Source organism: Nitrospirota bacterium (assembly GCA_016180645.1).
In the GTDB taxonomy this organism is placed as follows: domain Bacteria; phylum JACPQY01; class JACPQY01; order JACPQY01; family JACPQY01; genus JACPAV01.
Genome location: JACPAV010000007.1, coordinates 74,327 through 97,728, shown reverse-complemented (window position 1 = coordinate 97,728; position 23,402 = coordinate 74,327). Strand labels below are relative to the sequence as shown.

The following is a 23,402-nucleotide window of genomic DNA, read 5'->3' as shown; positions in this document are numbered from 1 at the left end:
ATGCAGGAGGTGGCGGGCCAAATTCTCCGTTGCTACACCGAATCCAAGAGCTTCTTCCAAGACTGCCGGTGCGCCGGCTGGGTATTCCAGCGATTCAAGTGCTCACCGACGCACTTGATGAATGTTATCCTGGCAGCTTCTCCGCCCAAAGCCAGCACACTCCTTGCGAGCTGGAAAAAGTCGAAAACGTAGAGGTTCTGACCGGCCGCGAATGTTTTTTGGACCCGTTCTTTCACGGCGTCCTGGTCCGCAAGTAAAACGGACGGGGTGGCGAAAAACACCTCTCTTATCTCGCGGCGGCGAGACTTTCGGATTGTACCTTCCACATCCGTCAAAGAAAGAAACCTGTCCTTGACTTCGACCGCCAAGGCAACATTCCCGTTCTCGTCCATACATTCCAAGTCGGCAGCCTGTCCGATGGCCTCATCGCTCGCGTTGATGCGGGCACGATTCACGGACTTGAACAGGCCGAAATGAAGTCCGATTGTATCGAAAAGGGCGCCGCAAAGAGCCAACGCCCGGTCTCCACCGGATTTCTCGCGAAGGAATTGATCCGCAAGTACCAGAGTATCCTCGAGACTGATTCGGGGAGGCAGGGGAAAAGCGAATCGCAAAGCCTGCTGGCATCTGAACACTTCCAGCAGAACCTGCCGAAAGACCTTGACCGTAAGCTCCGGATCATTTTTCGATTCTACCTCTTCAAGGACACCAACGAGTACGTTCCAACCGGCTATGTCTTTCTTGCTCGGGTCGTCTCTGCGCATTCGTGGAATTCGCATGGGGTTGCCGACATAGGGGTCGGCGGAGGATCCCAACACGCCTTCTTGTCGTTGATTGAAGGGCGCGACGACCTTGCTTCCGAGACTGCGCGCATCCCATCCTCCTACATCGCGTTTGCTCCCTTTCTTCCTCTGAAGTCGAAGACAGTCGATAGCCGGATCCGCGAGCTTACCGAGCAATTGGATGGGAAGGCAGAATCTGTACGCAACCTGCTTGTGATTCAGAGAAGATCGAATTGCCTCCAAGAGCGCGGGGTCGCTCAGATAAGCGAGATTTGGGTTCGCCGCTGCCTCCTGCCCGATTGTCTTCCAATGGTCTTCAAGGATCAATTGCGCCTTGGAGTGATCGAGCGTGAATGGCGGTTTAGCTCTTTTTGCCACGCCTCTTTCTTCCATAGGGTCGGGATCGCTCAAGCAGGGTCAAAGTCTCCTCGACACGCCCTCCATCACTCCGTGCCGCGAAATGAGCCGGATCATAGTTCATCCACACAGATTCCCTGCGTTGACCCTTTGAGGAATTGCAGAGACGAAGATCCGCGTCCACTCGGCGCCATCCTCGATAGAGGCGTTCCATCAAAGGACAATCGTATCCCGACACGGCCACTGCCCCGCGGCATGAACGCAACGCCTCGGCAAGGTCAGCGTGCTCCCGGTCCGTCATTTCGAATCCGTATGCCTTGCTATCGCCCCTTGCTTCGTGCGGATATGGCGGATCGCAGTAGAACAGGGTGTCAGGAGAATCGAAGCGTCGAATGACTTCAACCGCCGGCGCGTTTTCGATTTGGACCCGCTGGAAACGCTGGACTATTTCCGGGAGGCCCTCAACGCTTCCCAGCCAGCGGGAGACGGCGCCGGCCATCGCCGCCCGCGAGGTCAGTACACAATGTGCCCATCTGCCTTCCGAGCTTGTTTGGGCCAAGCCGGTTCGGGTCTGTCGGGCGCGAACGAAGAATCGCCGTGCTCGTTCCAGAGGAGCGAGTCCAGGCTGCGGGGTGCATGCCTTCACAAGCTCCTCACGAGAAAACGGCGTCAAGCCGATCAGCTTCACAAGTTCTGCGCCGTGATCGCGAAGACAGCGAAAAAAATTCACCACTTCTGAGTCCAAGTCGTTGTACGTTTCCACCGGTGCTGGAGGGCGATTGATGATGATGGCGGCTGAACCTCCGAAGGGTTCGCAGAAGTGCGTAAGATGGGTGGGCAAGAGGGGGAGAAGGAAATCCAAGTGTGAAAACTTGCCGCCGTAGTAGCCGAAGGCGATCATCTTTTCACGCCGCTCCTTGGCGCGGGGCACAAGGCGCCGGTTGTTGAAAACGTTTTCCGACACCATGGCCTGGCCGAGATGCCGGCCATTTGCTCTAATCCGGTACGGCTGAGCGCCCGTGGACACGCTCATTCACTCATTTCCCGGCGGGAATGGCGGCTACTTGTGTTTCGCGTGAACCGAGTCCCGGTCGGTACGAGCGGGGTGGGGAATGGCGGCAGGTCTGTCAGCCTGTCCGTCTTTCCCGCCGGCATGGGGGCCTTGGGCCGCAGCCACCACAACGGGATCAGTCTTCGGGGTTTCCGCGCCGTTGCCGCGCTTCACGCCGGCCTGGGCGAGAATTTTCTTCTCCAATTCCTTGGCGATCTCCGGATGCTCGGCCAGATAGGCGCGGGCATTCTCCCGTCCCTGGCCCAGCTTTTCCTTGCCGTAGGTGAACCACGTCCCGGTCTTCTCCAGGATCTTGTAGTTGGTGGCCAGATCCAGAACGTCGGATTCGCGCGAAATCCCCAAGCCGTAGATCATGTCAAATTCCGCCTCGCGGAACGGCGGGGCCATCTTGTTCTTCACGACGCGCACTTTCACGCGGTTTCCGATCACATTCTCGCCGTCTTTCAGCGACTGAATGCGCCGGATTTCCAAACGCACCGACGCGTAGAACTTGAGCGCGTTGCCGCCGGTGGTCGTTTCGGGATTCCCGAACATGACGCCGATCTTCATGCGGATCTGATTGATGAAAATGATGATCGAATTGGAGCGCGAAATGGTGGCGGTGAGTTTCCGGAGCGCCTGCGACATCAATCGGGCCTGCACGCCCATCTGGGGGTCGCCCATGTCGCCTTCCAGTTCGCTGCGGGGAACGAGGGCCGCAACCGAATCGATCACAACCATCTCCACCGCGCCGCTCCGGATCAGCGTGTCGGCAATCTCAAGGGCCTGCTCGCCGTTGTCCGGCTGGGACAGGAGAAGTTCGTCGGTGCTGACGTTGAGTTTCTTGGCGTAGTTGACATCCAGTGCGTGCTCTGCGTCGATAAACGCCGCGACGCCGCCGGCTTTCTGCGTTTCCGCGATGGCTTGGAGAGCCAGGGTGGTCTTGCCGGATGATTCAGGCCCGTAGATCTCGACCACGCGGCCGCGGGGATAGCCGCCCACGCCCAGCGCGATATCGAGCCCAATCGCGCCCGAAGAAACGACGGAAACGTCTCGATTGCCGGCGTCCGTGCCGAGCTTCATGACGGCGCCCTTGCCGAAGTTTTTCTCGATCTGCGACAGAGCGAGATCCAAAGCCCTCTTCCGATCCTCTTTTTCCATTCGTTCCCCCTTTTCTGAGTTCCCGGGACTCGTTGCCTACCATCTGTAGAGAAGGTCCCTTTTCCCGGGGTCACTATGGAGCAGGAGGGCCGAGCCGTCAAGTCTTGCAATATTTGCCAAGAGGCTGCCGGGCGACTATCCTTCGCCGATGCCCGAACCGGCGGAGAAGTTGATCAAAATACTGAGGGAGGCCCGCACGATTGCGATTGTCGGTCTTTCCACGGACAAGACGAAGGACAGCTTCAGGGCGGCCGAGTATCTGAAATCGAAAGGGTATCGGGTCTTCGGCGTAAGTCCGAATCCGAAGCTCCGGTCGGTCTGGCCGGACAGCTATGCCAGTTTGCGTGACATCCCGGAGCCCGTCGATATTGCAGACCTGTTTCTTCGGCCTGAAGCCGTCGAATCGGCCGTGGACGACGCGATCGCCAAACGCGCCAAGATCGTCTGGATGCAGCTCGGCATCCGTCATGATGCGGCCAAGGCCGAGAAGGCCGGTCTGATCGTGGTGATGGACACCTGCATCATGGCCTCGCACAAGTTCCTGATGAGAGAATCTGTTTGACCCCCCACCGGCCGTGTGCTAACTAGCCCCTCAATCATGGCAACTGAAGTCACCGCCCACATCACGGGCAACGTCTGGAAGATCGAGAAGAAGACCGGGGACGCCGTCTCTGAAGGCGACGTGCTCATCATTTTGGAATCCATGAAGATGGAAATTCCCATCGAGGCGCCCGCCTCCGGCACGCTGAAGGAAATCAAGGTCAAGGAAACCCAGAACGTGATCGAGGGCCAGGTCGTCGCCCTCATCGAGTAAGCCCCCCCCCCATTTCCAGTTGAAAAACCCGGCTCATCCTGCTAGACTATCTTGACTACGGATGTGGATGACTATCGAGGCCGTTCTGGCCGGTGTTCTGATTCTGGCCTCGCCGCTCCAACGGACTGGAGCAGCAGCCTACTCCTCTAGCCGGTCTATTCCCGGATGGGAGCGAACGCTCCCCGATCAAGACCTCACTTTTGTCCGTGCCTACCAGGCGTACAAACGGGGCCGCTATTCGGAGACCCTCCGCTCGCTTCAATTTCTGCTTGAAGACCGGTCCTACTGGCTCCGGGACTACACGCTCCACCTCGCGGCGCGCTCGCGGGAACGGCTCGGCCAATGGCAGGAGGCCGTGGAAACCTACAAGGAACTCCTGGACGAATACCCGGATTTTCCCCTGGCCCGCGCCCATCGCGCGGCCATGGCCAACGCGTATTATCAGTCGGGAAACTACAAGCAAGCCGATCCGATCTACCACAGCCTCCTCGGGGACGACAACGAGCAGAAGCCTCTCTATTTCTATCGGCTCTTTCGCATCCACCTTTCCGCGGGCCATGAAAGCGCCCTGCCGATTTTTCTCGACCTGTATCGGGGATTCCCCCATCGCTCCGAGGCCGACCAAGCGTGGTCGGAAGTTCAGCGCAACAAGCCGCTGCTCAAGGAATTCCGTTCCCGGTGGACGCTTCGCGATTCGATCGCCCGTGTGGACGTGCTCGTTCGGGAGGAACAGTACTCGAAAGCCCTCTCTGAGATCCGCACGCTCAACCAGCGGGGCGGGCTGGACCCCAGCCAGAAAAAGTACCTCGATCTGAAACTCGGCCAGATCTATCTCGCCCAGGAAAAATCCGACGCGGCGATTCAGGCGTTCCAGAGGCTGGTCTCGGTCGACTTCCTCGAAGCGGAGGCTCAACTCGGTCTGGCCCGCGCCTACATCCAGAAAAAATGGTATGAACGGGCACACGGCCTTCTGCGCGAACTCTTGGAGCATCCGGCCACCGGCGAGTTGAAGGCCCGCGCGGCGGAAGCGCTCGTCCAGAGCCTCAAGAAGCGGCCCGATGCTTCGGATGAACTTGGGCCGATGTATCTCCGCCTGGCGCAGGATCCGGACGTGAGCAACCGGAGAACCGAATACCGCTGGCGCGCCGCTCTCGAACAACTGAACGGCGGCGAGTACTACCCGGCGAGGGAGCTGCTGCTTCAAATCAAGACGCCGGGAGAGAATTGGTGGCAGGCCCCGGCGGCGGTCTACTGGCTCGGGCGCTTGTCCGAATGGATGGGCGACCGCAACATGGCTCACTACTTTTACCAGGAAGTCCTGCAAAACTATCCCCTCAGCTACTACGCGTATCTCATCGAGCAGGTCGTGGGCGACTCCCGGATCGCCAAGGTGTCGGGCCCGGAACGACCTTCCTTCGCCCGATCGGCGATGCGCGGCGCCTCCGCCGAGGACTCCTGCTACCTGAACAAGTCGCCCGCCGCTACGCGCTATTTGGATCGCGCCAGCCGCATGGCCCGAATCGGCCTCGAAGAGCTGGCCCGCATGGAGCTTCAAGGCCTCTTAGAGAGCAAGAACGATCCCAGCGCCGTCTACCTTGCCTATCAGGAACTCGTGGGCATCAAGCAGTACGCGACAGTGATCAGCGACGGACGGCGGCGATTCTCTGTCCCGCTCCAGCCCAGCATGCTCCCCTGCGATGAAATTTGGCCGCTCCTGTATCCGCGGGGGTACCGGCAGTTCGTCTCCTACATGGCCGAAAAGGAGAAGGTCGATCCCAACCTGCTCTATGCCCTCATCCGCCAGGAGAGCACGTTCAACCCGAAAATCACCTCCTCCGCCAACGCACGCGGACTCATGCAGCTCATTCCCTCCACCGCCCGGATCGTTCAGAATCAAACCGGAATGACGTTCATGAACAAGGAGGACCTGTTCGATCCGTACTTCAACGTGAAGCTCGGGGTGACGCACTTCAAGGATTTGCTCGATCAATACGACGGGAGCGTGATTCTGGCGCTGGCCGCGTACAATGCGGGTCCGGGCAACGTCAAACGATGGATGGCCGAACGGACCTACCGGGACGACGCCGAATTTGCAGAGTTCATTCCCTATCGGGAGACGCACGACTACGTGAAGAAAGTGCTCTCCTCTTACCAAGTCTATTCGTGGCTGTACAAGGATGAGCCGCCCGTCGTATCCTATGACTAGGGCAATCGACACAAATGTTCTCATCTCCTGCTTGGTCTCCGAGGCCGAACCTCGATAGCGGCTATCGAAGCTCGGCCTCTATTGGCGCAAGACATTCGAAATCCGATGCCATTGGCGATCGCTCCTGATCCGAGCCAACACCCCACCCCATCACCGGGCGCTTCCGGTGATCTTCTCGAAATCCGAGGCCTCCATATTTCCTTCCGATCGCCCGGCGGGGGCGTCCACAACGCCGTCTTCAATCTGAACCTCACCCTCCGCAAAGGCGAGACGCTGGGCCTGGTGGGCGAGAGCGGATGCGGCAAGACGGTTACGGCCCTTTCGACGTTGCGCCTCCTTCAGGAACCGCCCGCCGAAGTGCGCGCGAAAGGGATCTACTTTGAAGGGCGCGACCTCCTGTCGTTCGGCCGGAGAGAGATTCGAACCATTCGGGGCAAAGAAATCGCCATGATTTTCCAGGAGCCGATGACCGCCCTGAACCCCGTCCTCACCATCGGCTACCAGATCGCCGAAGGCATCCTGGCCCATCAATCGATTTCCAAGCGCGAAGCGCGGAAGATGGGCATCGAGCTTCTCAAGAAAGTCGGCATCCCGGCACCGGATGATCGATTCGACGAATATCCGCACCAGCTATCCGGGGGAATGCGACAAAGGGCCATGATTGCAATGGCGCTCGCCCTCAATCCCAAGCTCCTGATCGCCGACGAACCTACCACGGCGCTCGATGTGACAATACAGGCGCAGATTCTCCAGCTCCTGAACCGGCTCCAGAAAGAGACGGGCATGGCCATGCTGCTCATCACGCACAACATGGGCATAGTCGAGGAAACCTGCGATCGGCTTGCCGTGATGTACCTCGGACAAATCGTGGAGCAAGGCAACGTCCAGGAGATCTTTTCGAATCCCCTTCACCCCTACACCATGGGACTCCTGGCCTCAGAACCGCAGATTTTCAAGGACGGGCACAAGAAGAAGCTCAATCCGATTCCCGGATCGGTCCCGTTGCGTTGGGAAGGCGGGAACCGCTGCCGATTCGCCGACCGGTGCTCACGCGTCATGGATATCTGCCGCCAATCGGAGCCGCACGATGTCCGGCAGGCCGACGGACGCGTTGTAAAGTGTTACCTCTATGAGTGATTCCGCCCTCCTGAAAATTGATGAACTCCGCAAGGGGTACGAGTCCAGGAAGGGGTTCTTTAGCGTCTCCAAGCGCAAGGTTTTTGCCTTGAACGGAGTCACCTTTGAAATCTTCCCCGGCGAGACACTCGGACTCGTCGGCGAAAGCGGTTGCGGGAAGACAACCCTCGCCCGCACCGTTCTTCTTCTACTCGCCCACGATGGCGGAACCATTCGATTCGACGGCAAGCCGGTGAGCATCCACATGTCGGCCCATGACCTCAAGGCCTACCGCCGGAGCGTGCAGGTCATCTTCCAGGATCCCTTCGCATCGCTCAACCCCCGTATCAATGTTGAGGGGACCATTTCGGAAGGAATAAAGGTTCACCATCTCGCCAAGGGGAAAGAGGTCCGGGAGCGGACGGTCGAGCTCATGCGAATGGCGGGCCTCTCGGAGGCCCTGCTCAGGGCCTACCCGCACGAGATGAGCGGCGGTCAACGGCAGCGCGTGTGCATCGCGAGGGCGCTCTCGGTGTCGCCCCGGCTCGTCATCGCGGACGAACCGGTCTCGGCACTCGATCTTTCCATTCAAGCCCAGATCATCAACCTGTTCATCGAGCTCCAAGAGAAGCTGAAACTTTCGTACCTCTTCATCTCACACGATTTGCGCGTGGTCACGTACGTCAGCCATCGCGTGGCCGTGATGTATCTCGGTTTCATGATCGAGCTGGCGCCCTCAATGGAGCTCTACAACAATCCCCAGCATCCCTACACGCAGGCGCTTCTCAATTCCGTTCCGGGGCTGACGCTGAGTCTTCACGACGGCGCGGAGCCGATCAAGGGCGACGTGCCCAGTCCCTACAACCTACCGAAGGGCTGCCCCTTTGAACCGCGTTGTCCGATCAAGAAGGAGATATGTTCCCGCGAGATGCCCGCCTGGCGCGAGGTCCGCCCGAGCCACTGGGCCGCCTGCCACATGGTGTAGAGCAGCGTCCCCGAAACCAGGTCAACTCCGGCCGTAGCCGGACTACATGGTCAAGACTGCATTGATGCTTGGCTTTAATCTGCCCACCAGCACGAGGGACGGTCTCACGCGTTCAAATAAGTCAATAAGTCATGCCAGGCACCAAGACCGTGGCACCAAGAGCTAGCTGCTTCCAGTTGCATTACGGTGCACCTTTTCATCAACGTAGTGCAGGATTGAGAGGGCCGCGTTGATGGCCAGCATCGCCTCGGGCCCGGGAAGGAGCACTGGATTTGGGTGCGCGAGGCTGGCCTTGTTTCGTAAGGGATTCAGTGTGTCAAGAATGCTCCCCAGCGCCCTGAGAACTCGAAGGATGTCGCCGCTCCGGGGGCCAAGATCGCGAAAGGCTGGATGTCTCTCCCGTAGCTGCTTGAAGAGGTCGGTCAGCGACGCATCACCGTCGACCTTGATATTCGCGTCACCGCAGACTACGCGGAGATAGCCGTGAAGCGCGGTGTGGAGCCTATCCACCCCACTAGTAGCTCCGGTGGCGCGAACGAGCTGTTGGGCATCCAACAAAGCGCGTTCCACCACCTCGCTGGTGATCCGCAGGGTCGGCTGTTCGACCTCGGGGCCAGAGCGGAGACGCGCGATCCAGCGTCGAATCTCCGCAGCCCTGTCCGATGTACGAAATTCGGAGCTGCTAACTGGGAAGCGAGCCAAGACGCCTTCGAGGATCTTGGCCTGTACCACGGGCGAGCTCTCGCTCAGAACCTGGTGAATCGTTCGCGGGTGGTCCCATCGTAGTTGTAGGGGTCAATATCGAGATCCAGCTCGATGTAGAACTCATGGTGGCTTCGATACGAGAAATCACCCAGGTAGCCCCCCGAGACGCCGATGTACCTCGATACGAGCTTGTTGACCTCCGATTGCTTCAGACCGCCACCGGCCCGCGTGGCCGGATGCACTGGCGCTTCCAAGGCTAGTTCGATTGCTATGAACCGGATCGGCGTTCCGAGTTCGGACAATACGGCGGCGATCTGTCGTACCGCCTGCCGATTAACCGGGTCGTCCTGCCCACGGCGAAGCTGCTCATATTCCGCAAGCGGTACGACAGCGTGCAGTAGCGAGAACTCATCATTGAAATGGTTCGTTGCATCAGCGACTCGAAACGGTACGGCTCGTAGGAGCTCGGCGGCTCGCGAGTGCACGCGTTCATTAAGAAGACGCCCCGCGTTCTCGAAGAGAAGTCGACACTGTTCATGAGTCCAGGCATCTTGGAGGATGGCGAAGTCGCCCGCGCCGCCGGCTTGGTAGAGTTGGATCACAGCCGCCTCAATCCCAGTTGGTGTTGTTCATGTCCGCCCAATGCCCGCGCTCAGCCGCGGTGCGCGAGCGCAGCGAGCGCGACGTCGGCTGAAGTGCGTTGTTGGCCTACAAGCTGTCAATGTGCACGGCCGGATGGAACGAACTGCTCAAGAATTCCGTACAGTTCCTGCGCCTTGTAAGTTTCCATATCAAGACCAAACTGAACAGTGTCGAGATCTTCCAGGACAGCTGCCATATGGGTTGAGAGCGCGCGCAGGCTCACAGTTTGATTTCGTTCTGTAGTGGGTAGGCCCTTCGTGACTATGGGATATCGGTACGCAAAGGAGCCGGGGTCTATCTTGGACCAGTCGGCGCAAATCGCTGCCACAGTTGCATTGACACGGTTGAGCATCTCGTCATTCGGAAAGAGGAGCGAAAGCACCTTGCCGGCTACCCGCGAAAGCTCAGCAAGGTTATGGTTGATCTGCAACTGTTCGTTTATTTCATCCATGCACCGGTACGCTGCGAGTTCGGCTCCACCGTAGATAATGTGCTTTAGCGACAGTTCGAGCGCGTGCCTATACAAGAAAACAACGGGGTACGCTTCATAGTCAGGGAACCTCGGACCCCCGAGCAGTGCCGCCGCCAAACGATTTGCCGCGCGTGTGTAGCCCTTCGCGAACGCGCTGAAATCTCCTTTCGGGTCACGTGTAAAGGAGATTACGAAATTGCTCGTGTCGCTGGCCTTATAGAACGACATGGCGCTTTGCGTCTTTCAGGGGAAAGGTCCGGCATCAGCCGCGGCACGAAGCGGCGTCGGCTTGAATGAATTGTTAGGGGGCGCGCCGCTATTGCTCAAAGAACGACTCATCGCTGAGTGGTGACCAAGATGTTGAGCGCGCAGGTCTTGCTGGTCGAGCCTCGGGCGCGCCACGCGCGGGTCGCGCACCACGAGCCCCGCGAGCAGGTCGAGCCTGTCTAGCAGGTTTGGCAGGACCGTCAGAAGCCTCGCCGGTGTAGAACACGGCGTGACCGTTTCTGTCCCGTATCCATCCGTCCTGGAGCCAACCCAAGTACTTTCCGGAATAGCTATAGACGCAGTCATCGGCTATCCACGCAACAGGCTTACCGTTGAACAGAAAGATTGACGGGTAGTCCTGGTTATCGCCAATCCATGCGACAGGCCGGCCTTGCTTGTTATGGAAGGCAACGTAATCCATAGAGTATGTCTCGCCCCCTAACCATTGATTAACTTGCCATTTTGCCCTGACAAGGCGATATCGGGACTGCTTTCGGGCAGTTTTGCCCGCCTGCCAAGGGCGCGGGCAGGCCGGATGCCTATTATCATGTCAGCGATCTCGACCGATATTTTCGATTTGATTCCCGTATTGCCCCCGTTGCGGTGTCCATGCCTGACAAGCGCCCCATTCGCTTCGCTCCGGGGACGACGAAATGAATCGTCATGGGAGCCATGCGTCGGATTCTACCGGAGGCTGATTCCGTGTCAATTGACTCTCTGAGGTTCCTCTACCCGGCGGGCCGCGCAGCGGACCATCCGCGCAACCGGTTGCTAGGCACCCCGGGGGTGCCCACTCCGATTCTGCTGCGAGTCACCCGAAGAGCCCTACCTGGCGCTGCACAGCGGACTTCAGCTCTGGCCAACGCGCGATGAACGGTGCCGCCGAAATGCGGCCCAACTCACTCGGCTCTATCTTGTTGAGCCCACCGCCGTAGACACGTCCCTCTCCGCGCAGCTCGTGCCCGGTGACACATCGCAAGAGATCGTGGATCGCTGCGCCGCACTCTGGTTGTGCCCGCAGTTTCGCAGCGAGGGTGCGCTGTGGATACAGCATGAGGTAGAGGTTTGTCCCGATGGCAGCCGAGCGGTTCCAGATGAAGCGAAATGGTTGCTTTTCTTCGGCGCCCCGACCCATGTAGGTGCAAAGGAAGGGTGCAGGCAACCGTTGCTCCTGCCTGTACCACGGCGAACGCTTACCGACGAGATAGCCATCTTTGATCCCCAGCGCCTCGGCGGTTTGCAGGTATGCCCAAAGGGCCGGGTACTTGGCCGCAACAACATGCTCCGGCAGCTCGCAGTCGACAACGCAGAACTGTGGGTCAATCAGCGGGTAGCCATCTTCGCCGGCATCGATGATCGTCGCCTTGAGGTGGCGCGGGCTGGGGAGGATCGGGCGTAGAAACTTCTTCGGTAGGCCGCGTTTGGCCGCGTCGGACCGGTCAAGGACGAAGAACTTGTTGTTACCGGTGGCGATACCGCGCTGGATTCGAAACAAGTCACCAAGCGTTGGCCCTTCGCCGTTCGTGGACGAGCGACGGTCATTCCGATCGTGCTCGGGGTACGCGGTCCACTTGCGTGAGTCGCGCAGCCGGTCCAGCGTGACGGATTCGCGGGCATGCGGCTCAGCGATCGTGCCACCGAAGGTAAACTCCACGGCATGATCGCGTGGCGGTGGCGCCTTGTGGAACACCAAGACGACGGATGAGACCAAGGCGTCGCCGAACTGCACATCTTCGGCGTCAAAACGATGAACGCGGAGAAGCTCCACGCGGTCCGTCAGGAAGCGCTTGACCACCGCGCCGTAGTTGACGTCCATGAACTCGGAGGGGATAAGCCACGCGGCATAGCCGCCTTCCTCCATCCACGCCGTGGCGAGAAGAAGGAAGTAAACGTATAGACCCGCGAGGCCATTGACCTCGACACCCGCCATCCGGTGCGTGAGGGCTTGCAGGCGTTCCTTGTCCTTGCGCTCCAAGTGATGATGCCGGACGTAGGGCGGGTTGGCGAGGATCAGGTTAGGTGCGACCGGGCAACCGGCACTTGCGACAATGCGGGTAAAGTCGCCCTGCATCACATCAAGGCCCGCTTCCGCCCACAGGTCGCGGGCGGCATCGCAGAAGCCGGGGTCGAGTTCGACGCCGACGGCGTTCTCGATTTGCTCGGAGCCGAAAACGGCGAGCACGGCGCTGTAGAAGCTGCCCGTGCCGACGGAGGGGTCGGCGAAATGGACCGCGTGGAGACGGCGGCCCGCAATGGACCGAACGTAGCGGGCAATCTCGATCGCGAGGGCGTTGGGAGTCGCGAATTGACCGAGGCGGTTCCTCTCGGCGGCCGACTTCCTTGCGTCGAGCGCCGCCTGAATGGCCTGTCGTCGAGCTTCAATCGGGTTCTCGCGTGGCGTGATCATTGGTGTTACAGCCCCAGCTTCGCGAGGTCCTCGATTCGGTGCTCCCACACCCAGTCGATCCCCTCGGCAGCTTCGTAGCCCAGATAGTCGCTGCCAAAGTATCCACAGAGGAAGAGCACGAACACCACGGTCGCGCCGTAGGCTGCCTGCAACTGGTGGATCTTGGTTGCCTCCTCCTTGCGGCGCTTGTTGGTGTTCGTGAAATCACCCGCGGATTTGGCTTCGATCAGAATTGGCAGCCGGTCTTTGCGGAGACTCTTGGGCTAGATCACGACGTCGACCGGGATGTTGACTTTGAGAGCCTTTCCGACGGCCAGATTCATGCGGAAGGCATACGTGCCGGGTTCCATCTGCGTGAGCGGCTTGCCCGGCGGGTGGGCTTGCTTGCGATAGCCCCGGCCGTCGAGATGGTCGCCGATCAATGCGAGTTGTCGTTGCTCCTGAGCGTTGCGGACGATCGGGTTCGCCACCGCGCTGCACAGCCGATCGGCAACGATCGTTGAGGCCCGGTCGCGCTCATGGTCGGTCGGGGCCGTCCGGTTGTCGAGCCAGGGAAATATGTCCCGGTCCAAGAGCCGCGACAGAATGCGGCAGAGCTTGGTCAACTCCGCGTCAAGGTCCGCAGCCTGAATCTTGGTCGGCAGCTTACCCTTCTCCATCCGGCCGACGAGATTCTTGCTCGCGTCGGCCAAGCCGATCAGGCGGTCCACGGCGAGCGGCGGGGCGGTGCACATGCGGAGAGTCGGGAGTGCGCCCGGGTTGGCCTTCAACGTGGCAGCGTTCAGGGCGCGCAGGTTCTGGGTTGCCACAAGCGCCGCTTTGACGTGCTCGGTCGTCTCCACCCGCGTGGATCGGAACGCCTCGGGCGCGAAGCGCATGAACCACTGGTTGAATTGGTCAACGGAGGCCGCGATGTCGGCCTTCCAGAGGTGCGGCTTGTCAGCGTTGATCCGTCGAATCTTCATGAGATCCAGTCGTTCATGAGCGCTGGGTATTCCCGTGTCACGGTCACCCTCCTCGGGCGCCTCACCTTCGAGCTAGCCAGCCGAGGGGGTGCGCAGCGTCGCCGAGGTCGAGTTGAACGCGTGGTCATGTTGCTCTTTCATGCTTTGTATGCCTTTTCGCCTTCTACAAGAAATCGTCTATAGAAGGTTGATGCATATTTTATGGCGTCAGAAAAAAACTCCGGCTCACCTTCATTGGCGAGCAGATAGTCATAAAGGCATGACACACTCTTCAATGTGATTGTGAGAGTTGGAATCTGCATTACCTCTTCATCGTCGAGATGAGCCACAAATTTATCCCTGTATGTCCGCATTTCTTTGATGTGTTCGTCGAGTTTGGACTCGGCTACGCCGATTTCGCCTAACAACTCTTGGAAGAATGCGTCTGGGTGGGAAATGACTTTCCTCCAATAGTGTTTCCCGCGTTCATCTCCAAACAGCTTGCACCACTCCAACACACAAACGTCTAGGAAGTTTCCGTTCACACTTCTCCAGAACTGCCCCCCAAAGATAGGCGTCCTTCCTCTCCAACCGGCCCTGTAAAACGCCAGATTGCGGAGGCAATGGCAGCAAAGAATTGCCACTCGACGAAGACGTTTCCTAGGTGTCATTGAACAACCTAACCATTGATTAGCTTGGCATTTTGCCCTGATATTCTTGTATCGGGATTGTGTTCGGGCGGTTTTGCCCGCCTGCCAAGGGCGCGGGCAGGCCGGATGCCTACTATCATGTCAGCGATCTCAGCCGATATTTTCGATTTGATTCCCCGTTTTGCCCCCGTTGCGGTGTCCATGCCTGACAAACGACCCCATTCGCTTCGCTCCGGGGGCGACCCCCTTCGCCAGGCTTCGGGGACGGCGAGTAGAACAGTGGTTCGGCCTTTGCGCCGCGAAATGAATCGTCATGGGAGCCATGCGTCGAATTCTACCGGTGGCTGATTCCGTGTCAATTGGCTTCCGTCGCGTTGGCCTCTGATGCGTCGTTGCCGACATTTCAGGGTCCTATCGGTTCGGATGTTTTTCGTTGAAGGGAGCTAACGGGCGCCGTTCTGATTCAAAAGGGATCGGAGTTTCAGTACGAGCGTCTTGAGGTCTTCGGCCTGTAGCCGGAGCTCCCGGACTTTCAAGAAATCTTCATAGAAGTTCGCATGCAGTTGCTCCGCGTGCTTTAGATATCGATTCGATAACGCACTCTCCCCACCATCGCTGACATCCTGTCCGCCAGGAAGGCCGAGAGTGCGGCCGGCATCACGCCCGGCCGAAAGCGACTTTCCCACAGCCCCCACTTTATCACCCACTGCCGGGAAGGGTCAATGCGGATCGGTGTAGGTCGTCCGGCGCAGGCGGGGCGTGGCCAAATGCAGCTAGGGGATTGCGAGGAAACTAGCTGCTCAATCGCGCGAAGAGCGCGGCCAAGGCCGATCGCGTAGGGGAGGACCTTTGGGTCCTCCCAAGAGAAAAGGGAGCAGCTAAAGCTGCTCCCCTACCAAGATAGGAGATCCTTCGTAGGGGGCGGCTGCCCGCTCCGCCCAGGCGGCTGGGAAGGCCGGATGCCGGCCCAACATGTGAACTTTGTTTTCTCGCAATCCCTAATCTGCGAGGCAGGCGTTTGGGCAGGAGCGGGCGGTGCGAGGGGGGACGGTGAAATCGGGGGAGGCGAAATTCAGAACTTCGGCGATGGAATTCATCGTGTGATCGTTGGCCCGCGGGTCCAGGTCGTGGAGCGTCATTCCGAGCGAGAAGATGTCCTCGATTCCACGCAGGACCGATCCGTGTTGAAGCACCGTTGAAACGACCGACCCTCGCCTGACGTATGGGGAAACAAAGATTGCGGGCACTCTGAAGCCGGGCTCGTAGTGCCCCTCGCCCGAAGGGCACGCGTGCGGCTCGGGCGGCGGCACGTGGTCGTGGTAGCCGCCGTAGTCGTTCCACGTCAGGATGATGAGGCTCCGTTTCCACGCCGGGCTCTCCATGAGGGCCCAGATGTCTCTTGTGGTGGCCTCTTCGCCGCAACAGACCGGTCCTTCCGGAGCGTGCTCGCTGAGTTCCATCGGGTAGATCACGAAGGCCACGTTGGGCAGCCGGTCCCGCCTCGCGTCTTCCGCCAATTGGCTGACAGGTGGAAAGAACTTGTCGGCATAGGCGGGGTCCGATTGAACTTTTTCATAGTAGCGGCGGATGGAGTAGAGCGCATTGAAATTGCCGCCTCCATCCCTGGGCGAAATGTACATCTTCCAGGTCAGCCCCTTCGCCTCCACGAGGTCGAAAATGGTCGGGATGTCGAAACAGGGGACAACCATGTCTGTGGAGCAGTCTTCCTTAAAGACCGGCGCGGCGGCGTATTTGATTTGGCAACTCCACGGCTTGGAGATCGGCAGTTGATACATCCCGGCCGCCTGCGCGGCCACGGAATGGAGCCGATTCGGGAAGGTCGAGGTCATGACGGACGTAAAGTAATGATCGGCCAGCGCGAAGCGGTCGGCGAGCGCCCAATAGTTCGGGATATCGTCCCTCAGGTACTGCACGTAGGATTCCAATTTCTCCTCTTGGGTGGGGGGTCCGTACAAACGGGGAGTCAGGTAGAACCCATCCATCGCGCCGCCGTTCCATGAAAGAAGGGCGTTCGAGTGCTCGTGCATGACGTAGGGCCCGACGTCCTGCCCTCTCGGAAGGTCGATTACGGTGGATCCCAGCTTTCCTTTTGTGGTTCCTTCCACGTGATCACCGGAGGGAGACGAATAGGCCCCGAAATATGTGTCGAACGTCCGATTCTCCTTGCTGATGAAAATAACGTGCTCGATGGGAGTGGGGTACGACTGCTTCGGTTTGGATTGATCGCAGGAGAACAGAAGCAGGACACTCAGCGAAGTGACTCCAAGCCGCAGCATCTTCACCTCCAAGACTTCGAGGCTAAGGGCCCATTACAGAATGCCGATTCGTAGGGGAGCATCTTCAGATGCTCCCTCTAGTCGGGAGGGTCTGAAGACCCTCCCTTACGCATTCTGTTAGACGCACTAAACCTCGATAGTAACTGTCGAGGTTTAGCCTCTGTGTGACAATTCGGTACTTTCAGAACGTCATCGAGCGGAGGCGGGCGATGCGTTCTTCGATGGGCGGGTGGGTGCTGAGGAGTTGGATGACGCCCCGGCCGCTCAGGGGGCTCACAATGAACAGGTGCGCCGTGCCGGGATTCGCGCCCATCGGGATTCTCTGAGAGTAGGCCTGCAATTTCTGAAGGGCATCGGCCAATCCGAAGGGATTTCCGGCCAGGCGCGCTCCCGTTTCGTCCGCCACGTATTCGCGCGAGCGCGAAACGGCCATCTGAATCAGCATCGCGATGATTGGAATGAGAATGGCCATGAAGATCAGTGAACCGGCTCCGCCTCGATCGTCGTCGTCGCTCCGCCCGCCGCCGAAGATGGCCGCGAACTGCGCCATGTGCGCGAGGTAACCGATAGCGCCCGCAATCGTGGCCGCCATCGTCGCAATAAGGATGTCGCGGTTCTTGATGTGTCCCATTTCATGGGCCAGAACCCCTTCGAGTTCGTTCCGGCTGAGGAGCTTGAGGGTGCCTTGGGTGACCGCGACGACGCCGTGCTGAGGATTGCGTCCCGTGGCGAACGCGTTGGGGGCCTCGGACGGCATGATGAACACGCGCGGTTTCGGAATTCCCGCGCGCATCGCGAGCTCGTTGACGATTCGGTGCAGATCGGGCGCTTCGGCTTCCGACACTTCCTTTGCCCCATACATGGCCAGGACGATCTTGTGAGACCAGAAGTACGCGATGAAGTTCATTAGGCCCGCCATGAAGAGGGCCATGGTGAGTCCTTGCTGACCACCCATCATGCCGCCCGCGAAGAGCAGGAGCGCGGTGAGTGTTCCGAGCAGGAAAACGGTTCGAAGATTGTTCATGTCATCACCTCCATCCAACTATGCTCGCAAGAGTCCTTGCGCACTTTACTGGCAGAGCCTGAAGGCTCTGCACCAGATTATCATTCTTAGAGCCTCTAACAGACCTCTAACAGAATGCCGATTCGTAGGGGAGCATCTTCAGATGCTCCCTCTTGTCGGGAGGGTCTGAAGACCCTCCCCTACGCATTCTGTTAGACGCACTTAGAAACTCGATCTGGGATTTTCGGAAAGCTCCTCTCCGAGCTGCTCCACGAGGTCTTTCGCCCGGCCTTTCAGATCCTTCGGAACCACGATTTTCACTTTGACATACAGGTCGCCCGGACCGTCACCATTGGTCACCCGCACGCCCTTCCCGGAGATCCGGAAGACCTTGCCGCTCGACGTGCCGGGCGGAATCTTGATTTTCGTCCGGTCGTGCAATGAAGGCACCTCCACCGTGGCGCCCAGGGCAGCCTCCGGAAACGTCACGGGCAATTCCACGTGCAAATCTTTTCCTTTTCGCTCGAACAGGGGGTGAGGGCGGACCAGCACCCGGATATAGAGATCGCCCCGAGGCCCGCCGAACGGGCTGACGGCTCCCTTTTGACGAACCCGGACCCTGGACCCGTTGTCCACTCCTGCAGGGATCTTGACCTTGATGATCTCACCGTTCACGTTGATGCCCGCGGTGTAGCCTTCGATGGCCTGATCGAATTCAAGCTCCAGCGTATATTCCAGATCGCCGCCGTGCGGCATCTGTTGCTGACCAAACCCGCCCCACTCCGCTCCGCTCCGCGGACGGCGGAAGGATCCGTCACGGGGATCCGCGCTGCCGCCGCGACCCCGCCCGCCGCGCCCGCCGAAGATACCGTCGAACAAGTCGCCGAGATCGAACCCGCCGAGATCGAATTGAACGCCGCCCCCCGTTGTCCGGTACTCGCGCGGATCGAAATGAAAGCCGGACGGGCCGACGTGATCGTACTGGCGGCGTTTCTCCGCGTTCCCCAGAACGGCGTACGCCTCACTGATGTCCTTGAACTTCGATTCGGCCGATCTATCGCCCGGATTCAAGTCGGGGTGATACTTCTTCGCCAGCCGCTTGTAGGCTTTCTTCAGATCGTCCGTCGACGCGTTGTGCGAGACGCCCAGGGTCTTGTAGTAGTCCTTGCCCATGCTCCTAATGTAGAGACGGAGGCGGCCCGTGTAAAGACGACCGCACTAGCCGCCGCCTTGGCTCGGGCGAGGCATGCCTCGCCCCTACTTCGAATCCTCGACTTCCGCGTCCACGACCTCCGCCTCCTCGGCCTTGCCGGCGCCGTTGCCTTTTTCCGCCTCCGGCGCGCCGGTGGGGCCGGACGCCTGCTTGTACAGGACTTCGGAGAGCTTGTGTGTGGCCTGAGTCAGTTGCTCCGTGGCCTTCTTGACCGCTTTCAAGTCTTCGCCGGTCGACGCTTCCCTTGCTTCCTTGAGGGCCTCCTCGATAGCCTTGGCTTCCTTTTCGGGAATCTTGTCCTTGTTGTCGTTCAGGAGCTTCTCGGTGGAGTAGACGAGGGAATCGAGCTGATTCCGCGCATCCACCACCTCGCGCCGCTGGGCGTCCTCTTCGCGGAACGATTCCGCCTCCTTCACCATCTTCTCCACATCCTTTTCGCTGAGACCGCTCGATGACGTGATGGTGATTTTTTGCTCCTTGCCCGTGGCCTTGTCGATGGCGGAGGCGTTGATGACGCCATTGGCATCGATGTCGAACGTCACCTCCACTTGCGGAACGCCGCGGGGTGCGGGAGGCAGGCCCACGAGATGGAACCGGCCGAGCGTCCGGTTGTCCTTCGCCATCGGGCGTTCGCCCTGGAGGACGTGGACCTCAACGGACGTCTGGCTGTCGGCCGCCGTGGTGAAGACTTCGCTCTTTCGCGTCGGGATGGTCGTGTTCCGTTGGATCAGCGTGGTCATCACGCCGCCGAGCGTTTCGACACCGAGCGAGAGCGGAGTCACGTCCAGCAGGAGGATATCCTTCACCTCGCCGCGGAGAACGCCGCCCTGAACCGCCGCGCCCACGGCCACGACTTCATCCGGGTTCACGCCCTTGTGAGGTTCGCGCCCGAAGAACTCCTTCACCACCTCCTGGATTTTCGGCATGCGGGTCTGGCCGCCCACCATGACGACCTCGTGAACGTCGGACGGTTTCACGCCGGCATCCTTGAGCGCCTGCTTGAGGGGGCCGAGGCTTCGCTCGACGAGGTCGCCGACGAGGCTTTCAAGCTTGGCCCTCGTCAGTTTCAAGAAGAGATGTTTCGGCCCGTTCGCGTCCGCCGTGACGAAGGGGAGATTGATTTCCGTTTCCTTGACGCTGGAGAGCTCGATCTTGGCCTTCTCGGCGGCTTCGCGCAGCCGCTGGAGCGCCATGCGATCCTTTGAAAGGTCGATCCCGGATTCTTTCTTGAACTCCGCGATTTGCCACTCAATGATCCGCTGGTCGATGTTGTCGCCACCCAGGTGGGTATCGCCGTTGGTGGCCTTCACTTCCACCACGTTGTCGCCCACTTCGAGGATCGAGATGTCGAACGTGCCGCCGCCGAAATCGTACACCGCAATGAGTTGATCCTTCTTCTTGTCCAGGCCATAGGCCAGCGCAGCGGCCGTCGGCTCGTTGATGATCCGGCGCACATTCAGTCCCGCGATCTTGCCCGCGTCCTGCGTCGCCTTTCGCTGCGCATCGTTGAAATAAGCGGGGACGGTGACAACGGCATCGGTCACCGGATGGCCGAGATGGTTCTCCGCCGCCCGCTTGAGCTTCATCAGAACGTGCGCCGAGATTTCCGGCGGCGAGTATTTCTTGCCGCTGACGTCCACTTTCACGATGTCCCCTTCCTTGAGCACGCGATACGGAACCATCTTCATCTCTTCATTGACTTCCTCGTATCGCCGACCCATGAAGCGTTTGATCGAGTAGACGGTATTCTCGGGATTGGTCACGGACTGGCGCTTGGCGATCTGGCCCACCATGACTTCTCCGTCTTTGCCGAATCCGACAACGGAGGGAGTCAGCCGGCTTCCCTCTTCGTTGGCAATCACCAGGGGTTCGCCGCCCTCCATGATGGCCACCACGCTGTTGGTGGTGCCCAAATCGATGCCGATAATTTTCGCTTGTGCCTGCGCCATTTCAAACCTCCTTCATTCGATGTCGGGTATAGATGGGCAATTCCGATGCCATGGGAAATTCAAGATTGTATTGATAGGAGGTCATTTCTCATGCGCCCGCGGCGAGAACTGGAAAATCGGCACGTCAAATTGACGCAAGGCGAGGGCCTACTGGGCCTCGATGGTTCTCAAGCTGAGATTGTCCAGATCTATGCCGTCGAGAGTCAGGGGCACCGGGTCGAGCACAGGGATCGAGGCCCCGGCGCGCACGAAGACCGGGATACGCGATGCGCGAACATCATGGCGGCCGGGACCCCCGTACGCCTCCGGCTCCGGATTGCCAAAGTAGAGTCTCCAGAAATCGATCCATCGCCCTTTCGGAAAGTAGACTGTGCGTGATGACGTACTTGGTGTCACTACCGGCGCGACCAGGAGATCCGGGCCCAGGAGATACTCATCTTCGATGGAGGACGCTTCGGCATCCTCCGGGTATTGGAGGTAGAGATGACGCATGAGGGGATGGCCCGTGTCCGATGCCTCCTGGGCCAGGCCGTAGAGATACGGGAAGAGCGCGGTGTGGACCTCGGCATGGAGCTTGAAATGGGCCAGCGTTTCGTCGTCCCGATCGAACGTCCAATTCTGGCCGGCCTCGTTTCCGTGGTGGGTTTTCATGATGGGCGAGAAGGCGCCCAGTTCCGTCCACCGCATGAACAATTCCTTGTCGGTGTTCTTCGCGCCGGGAATGGTGGTGTAGCCCGCGATGTCGTGCCCAAAAATGGGTTGACCCGAAATGCCCAGGGCGAGCGCGGAGGGAAGAATGGAGGGAAGGCCGTCCAGCAGGCTCCAATCGGTGTTCTGGTCTCCCGGCCAGGAAACGGGCGAGTACTGCTGGGTGCCGGTGTATCCGGAGCGGGTGAAGAAGACGTAGTCGCCGTTGGGTCTCGCTTCGTCCCACACTTCGCGATTGATCTTGTGCCACTGGACGGGGAACGCGTTTCGGAGGGCGAGGCCGCTGGTGCCGTCGTACGCCACCGCGTCCAGCGGCGTGTATTCACCGAAATCGGCCATCCAGCCGTCCGCGCCGAGGTCGATCGCGCGGCGCAGGATGCCCTTGTACCACTTCCGTGCGGCCGGATTCGTGAAATCGACCTGAGCGACACGGCGCGTGATCATGAGAAAATTGTAGGGCTTCCCAGCGGCATCCTTGAGGGCGTATCCCTTCGAGAGTGCCTCGGCGTAGTCGCTGCCCTTGCGGGGTTCGCCGTTCTCGTCCAATTCTTCGATCAGGTAGGGGAAGTAGTACACTAGGAACCGTATCCCCTGCGCGTGGAGATCTTGGGCCAGCGACTCGATGTTCGGGTAGAGCCCGCGATCGATCGTGGCGTCGGCGACAATCGTGTAGCCGAAGGGGCTTGCCGGCTCGGCGCCGATCCAATCTTCGGAGAAGATGACGGACGTGGGGACCTCTTTCTCCTTGAGCTCTTTTGCCAACGCGCGGACTTTTCGTTCACCGAGGCCTGGCTCCTTGGCGATATCGCAGGTTTCGCCGTAGTTGGTCTCGGAGGAGATGAAACTGCACGCCACGGAATCGTTCCACGGCGCGAAGGCCCACGGCGGCGAGAGTTTTGGGCGTCCCGTGCGCTCGGTGAAGAGGGAAATGATCTTCAGAGGGTCTTTGTCCGAAAAGATCCACACGTCGAAAGGTTGTTTTAGAACCTCGATGGAGACGCGTTTGGGATCGGAAGAGCAGAGATCGAAGTACGTCGGCTCGGAGACGTCCACCCAAAGCCCATAGCCGCGGGGGCTCAGATAGAACGGCACGGGATAGTACGTGGCCAGATGCGGTTTGGGCCGGTCGTTTCCGGAGTAGATGACGCCACCCTCTTCCACGATGGTCGGAACGATCCGCCCGCGTTGGTTGACGCCGTCGAACCGTTCGCCCAAGCCCAGAAAGGCATCGCGGGAGTCGCAGTCGAACGAGAGAAATCCTCCATTGTCCCGCCCGTCCGCGCTCTCGATGTGGATTCGGATCACGCCTTTCCCTTCCTCGATGAAATCGACTTTGGCCCCCCGCTCCGCTCCGCTCCGGGGACGGCGATCCGTACCGTCATCAGAACTTGCGCCGCCGCTTCCTTCACCGGCCCAATCGGACCAGTCCCGAGCGATCCTCACCCATCCGAGAATGTCCTGTCCACTCCCGCACGACAGGCCGAGAGGGTCCGGATAGCAGGGTTGGAAGGTGAATTGGCCTACTTGGGCCGAGGCATCCACCAGGAGTTTCCGGCCGTCCGGTCCGGATAGAGTGAAACGGTTTCCCGATTGCTGCACCCGGAACCCACCCACGTACTGGGGTTTGTCCGTGTAGCAGGCGGAAAGAAGGAGAGCGGCAAGTAGTCCCAGAG

The 23,402-nt window shown here is 59.6% G+C and carries 19 protein-coding genes and 1 pseudogene; 5 read left to right on the top strand and 15 right to left on the bottom strand.

Going from position 1 to position 23,402, the window contains the following annotated elements; genetic code table 11:
• Positions 1–32 precede the first annotated feature (32 nt).
• The 3 genes from HYT87_06170 to recA all read right to left on the bottom strand — a co-directional run bounded on the left by HYT87_06170 (position 33) and on the right by recA (position 3,351).
• Positions 33–1,160, bottom strand: coding sequence for a restriction endonuclease, SacI family (locus HYT87_06170; protein MBI2059342.1), 1,128 nt, complete (start codon positions 1,158–1,160; stop codon positions 33–35).
• Positions 1,144–2,106, bottom strand: a complete 963-nt coding sequence (locus HYT87_06165; GenBank protein MBI2059341.1) for a DNA adenine methylase — start codon at positions 2,104–2,106, stop codon at positions 1,144–1,146. Before HYT87_06165 ends, HYT87_06170 begins: the two co-directional genes overlap by 17 nt.
• Positions 2,107–2,199: 93 nt before the next feature.
• On the bottom strand, positions 2,200–3,351 hold the full coding sequence (recA, locus tag HYT87_06160; GenBank protein ID MBI2059340.1) for a recombinase RecA: 1,152 nt from the start codon (positions 3,349–3,351) through the stop codon (positions 2,200–2,202).
• A 148-nt stretch (positions 3,352–3,499) separates the two neighbouring features.
• Here recA and HYT87_06155 point away from each other — a divergent pair, with 148 nt between their 5' ends.
• The 5 genes from HYT87_06155 (at position 3,500) to HYT87_06135 (ending at position 8,472) form a co-directional block, all read left to right on the top strand.
• On the top strand, positions 3,500–3,913 hold the full coding sequence (locus HYT87_06155) for a CoA-binding protein (GenBank protein ID MBI2059339.1): 414 nt from the start codon (positions 3,500–3,502) through the stop codon (positions 3,911–3,913).
• Positions 3,914–3,949: 36 nt separating this feature from the next.
• A complete protein-coding gene (locus tag HYT87_06150; protein MBI2059338.1) occupies positions 3,950–4,165 on the top strand; it encodes a biotin/lipoyl-binding carrier protein in 216 nt (71 codons plus the stop codon).
• Between the two features lie 67 nt (positions 4,166–4,232).
• The gene (locus HYT87_06145) at positions 4,233–6,371 is read left to right on the top strand and encodes a transglycosylase SLT domain-containing protein (GenBank protein MBI2059337.1); all 2,139 of its coding nucleotides are present in this window, start codon (positions 4,233–4,235) and stop codon (positions 6,369–6,371) included.
• A 105-nt stretch (positions 6,372–6,476) separates the two neighbouring features.
• Entirely contained in the window at positions 6,477–7,508 is a 1,032-nt protein-coding gene (locus HYT87_06140) for an ABC transporter ATP-binding protein (protein MBI2059336.1), read from the top strand.
• Positions 7,501–8,472, top strand: coding sequence for an ABC transporter ATP-binding protein (locus HYT87_06135; protein ID MBI2059335.1), 972 nt, complete (start codon positions 7,501–7,503; stop codon positions 8,470–8,472). The genes HYT87_06140 and HYT87_06135 overlap by 8 nt, the downstream gene beginning before the upstream one ends.
• 162 nt (positions 8,473–8,634) lie before the next feature.
• Here the strand turns inward: HYT87_06135 and HYT87_06130 are convergent, their stop codons facing one another.
• The 12 genes and pseudogenes from HYT87_06130 to HYT87_06075 all read right to left on the bottom strand — a co-directional run bounded on the left by HYT87_06130 (position 8,635) and on the right by HYT87_06075 (position 23,328).
• Positions 8,635–8,982, bottom strand: a complete 348-nt coding sequence (locus tag HYT87_06130) for an abortive infection family protein (GenBank protein ID MBI2059334.1) — start codon at positions 8,980–8,982, stop codon at positions 8,635–8,637.
• A 236-nt stretch (positions 8,983–9,218) separates the two neighbouring features.
• Positions 9,219–9,779, bottom strand: coding sequence for a hypothetical protein (locus tag HYT87_06125; GenBank protein ID MBI2059333.1), 561 nt, complete (start codon positions 9,777–9,779; stop codon positions 9,219–9,221).
• 116 nt (positions 9,780–9,895) lie between these two features.
• On the bottom strand, positions 9,896–10,519 hold the full coding sequence (locus tag HYT87_06120; protein ID MBI2059332.1) for a hypothetical protein: 624 nt from the start codon (positions 10,517–10,519) through the stop codon (positions 9,896–9,898).
• Between the two features lie 850 nt (positions 10,520–11,369).
• Complete coding sequence (locus HYT87_06115; protein ID MBI2059331.1) at positions 11,370–12,965, bottom strand: SAM-dependent DNA methyltransferase; 1,596 nt, start codon at positions 12,963–12,965, stop codon at positions 11,370–11,372.
• Between the two features lie 5 nt (positions 12,966–12,970).
• A pseudogene (locus HYT87_06110) lies at positions 12,971–13,930 on the bottom strand (XamI family restriction endonuclease).
• A 137-nt stretch (positions 13,931–14,067) separates the two neighbouring features.
• The gene (locus tag HYT87_06105) at positions 14,068–14,553 is read right to left on the bottom strand and encodes a hypothetical protein (protein MBI2059330.1); all 486 of its coding nucleotides are present in this window, start codon (positions 14,551–14,553) and stop codon (positions 14,068–14,070) included.
• A 449-nt stretch (positions 14,554–15,002) separates the two neighbouring features.
• Positions 15,003–15,245 (bottom strand): hypothetical protein, encoded by a 243-nt coding sequence (locus HYT87_06100; GenBank protein ID MBI2059329.1) that lies wholly within the window; start codon positions 15,243–15,245, stop codon positions 15,003–15,005.
• Positions 15,246–15,557: 312 nt separating this feature from the next.
• Entirely contained in the window at positions 15,558–16,856 is a 1,299-nt protein-coding gene (locus tag HYT87_06095) for a hypothetical protein (protein ID MBI2059328.1), read from the bottom strand.
• A 181-nt stretch (positions 16,857–17,037) separates the two neighbouring features.
• The gene (locus HYT87_06090) at positions 17,038–17,880 is read right to left on the bottom strand and encodes a zinc metalloprotease HtpX (protein MBI2059327.1); all 843 of its coding nucleotides are present in this window, start codon (positions 17,878–17,880) and stop codon (positions 17,038–17,040) included.
• Positions 17,881–18,081: 201 nt separating this feature from the next.
• Complete coding sequence (locus tag HYT87_06085) at positions 18,082–19,032, bottom strand: J domain-containing protein (protein ID MBI2059326.1); 951 nt, start codon at positions 19,030–19,032, stop codon at positions 18,082–18,084.
• Positions 19,033–19,116: 84 nt separating this feature from the next.
• Positions 19,117–21,021, bottom strand: coding sequence for a molecular chaperone DnaK (gene dnaK / locus HYT87_06080; GenBank protein ID MBI2059325.1), 1,905 nt, complete (start codon positions 21,019–21,021; stop codon positions 19,117–19,119).
• A gap of 147 nt (positions 21,022–21,168) precedes the next feature.
• Positions 21,169–23,328, bottom strand: a complete 2,160-nt coding sequence (locus tag HYT87_06075; GenBank protein ID MBI2059324.1) for a hypothetical protein — start codon at positions 23,326–23,328, stop codon at positions 21,169–21,171.
• Positions 23,329–23,402 lie beyond the last annotated feature (74 nt).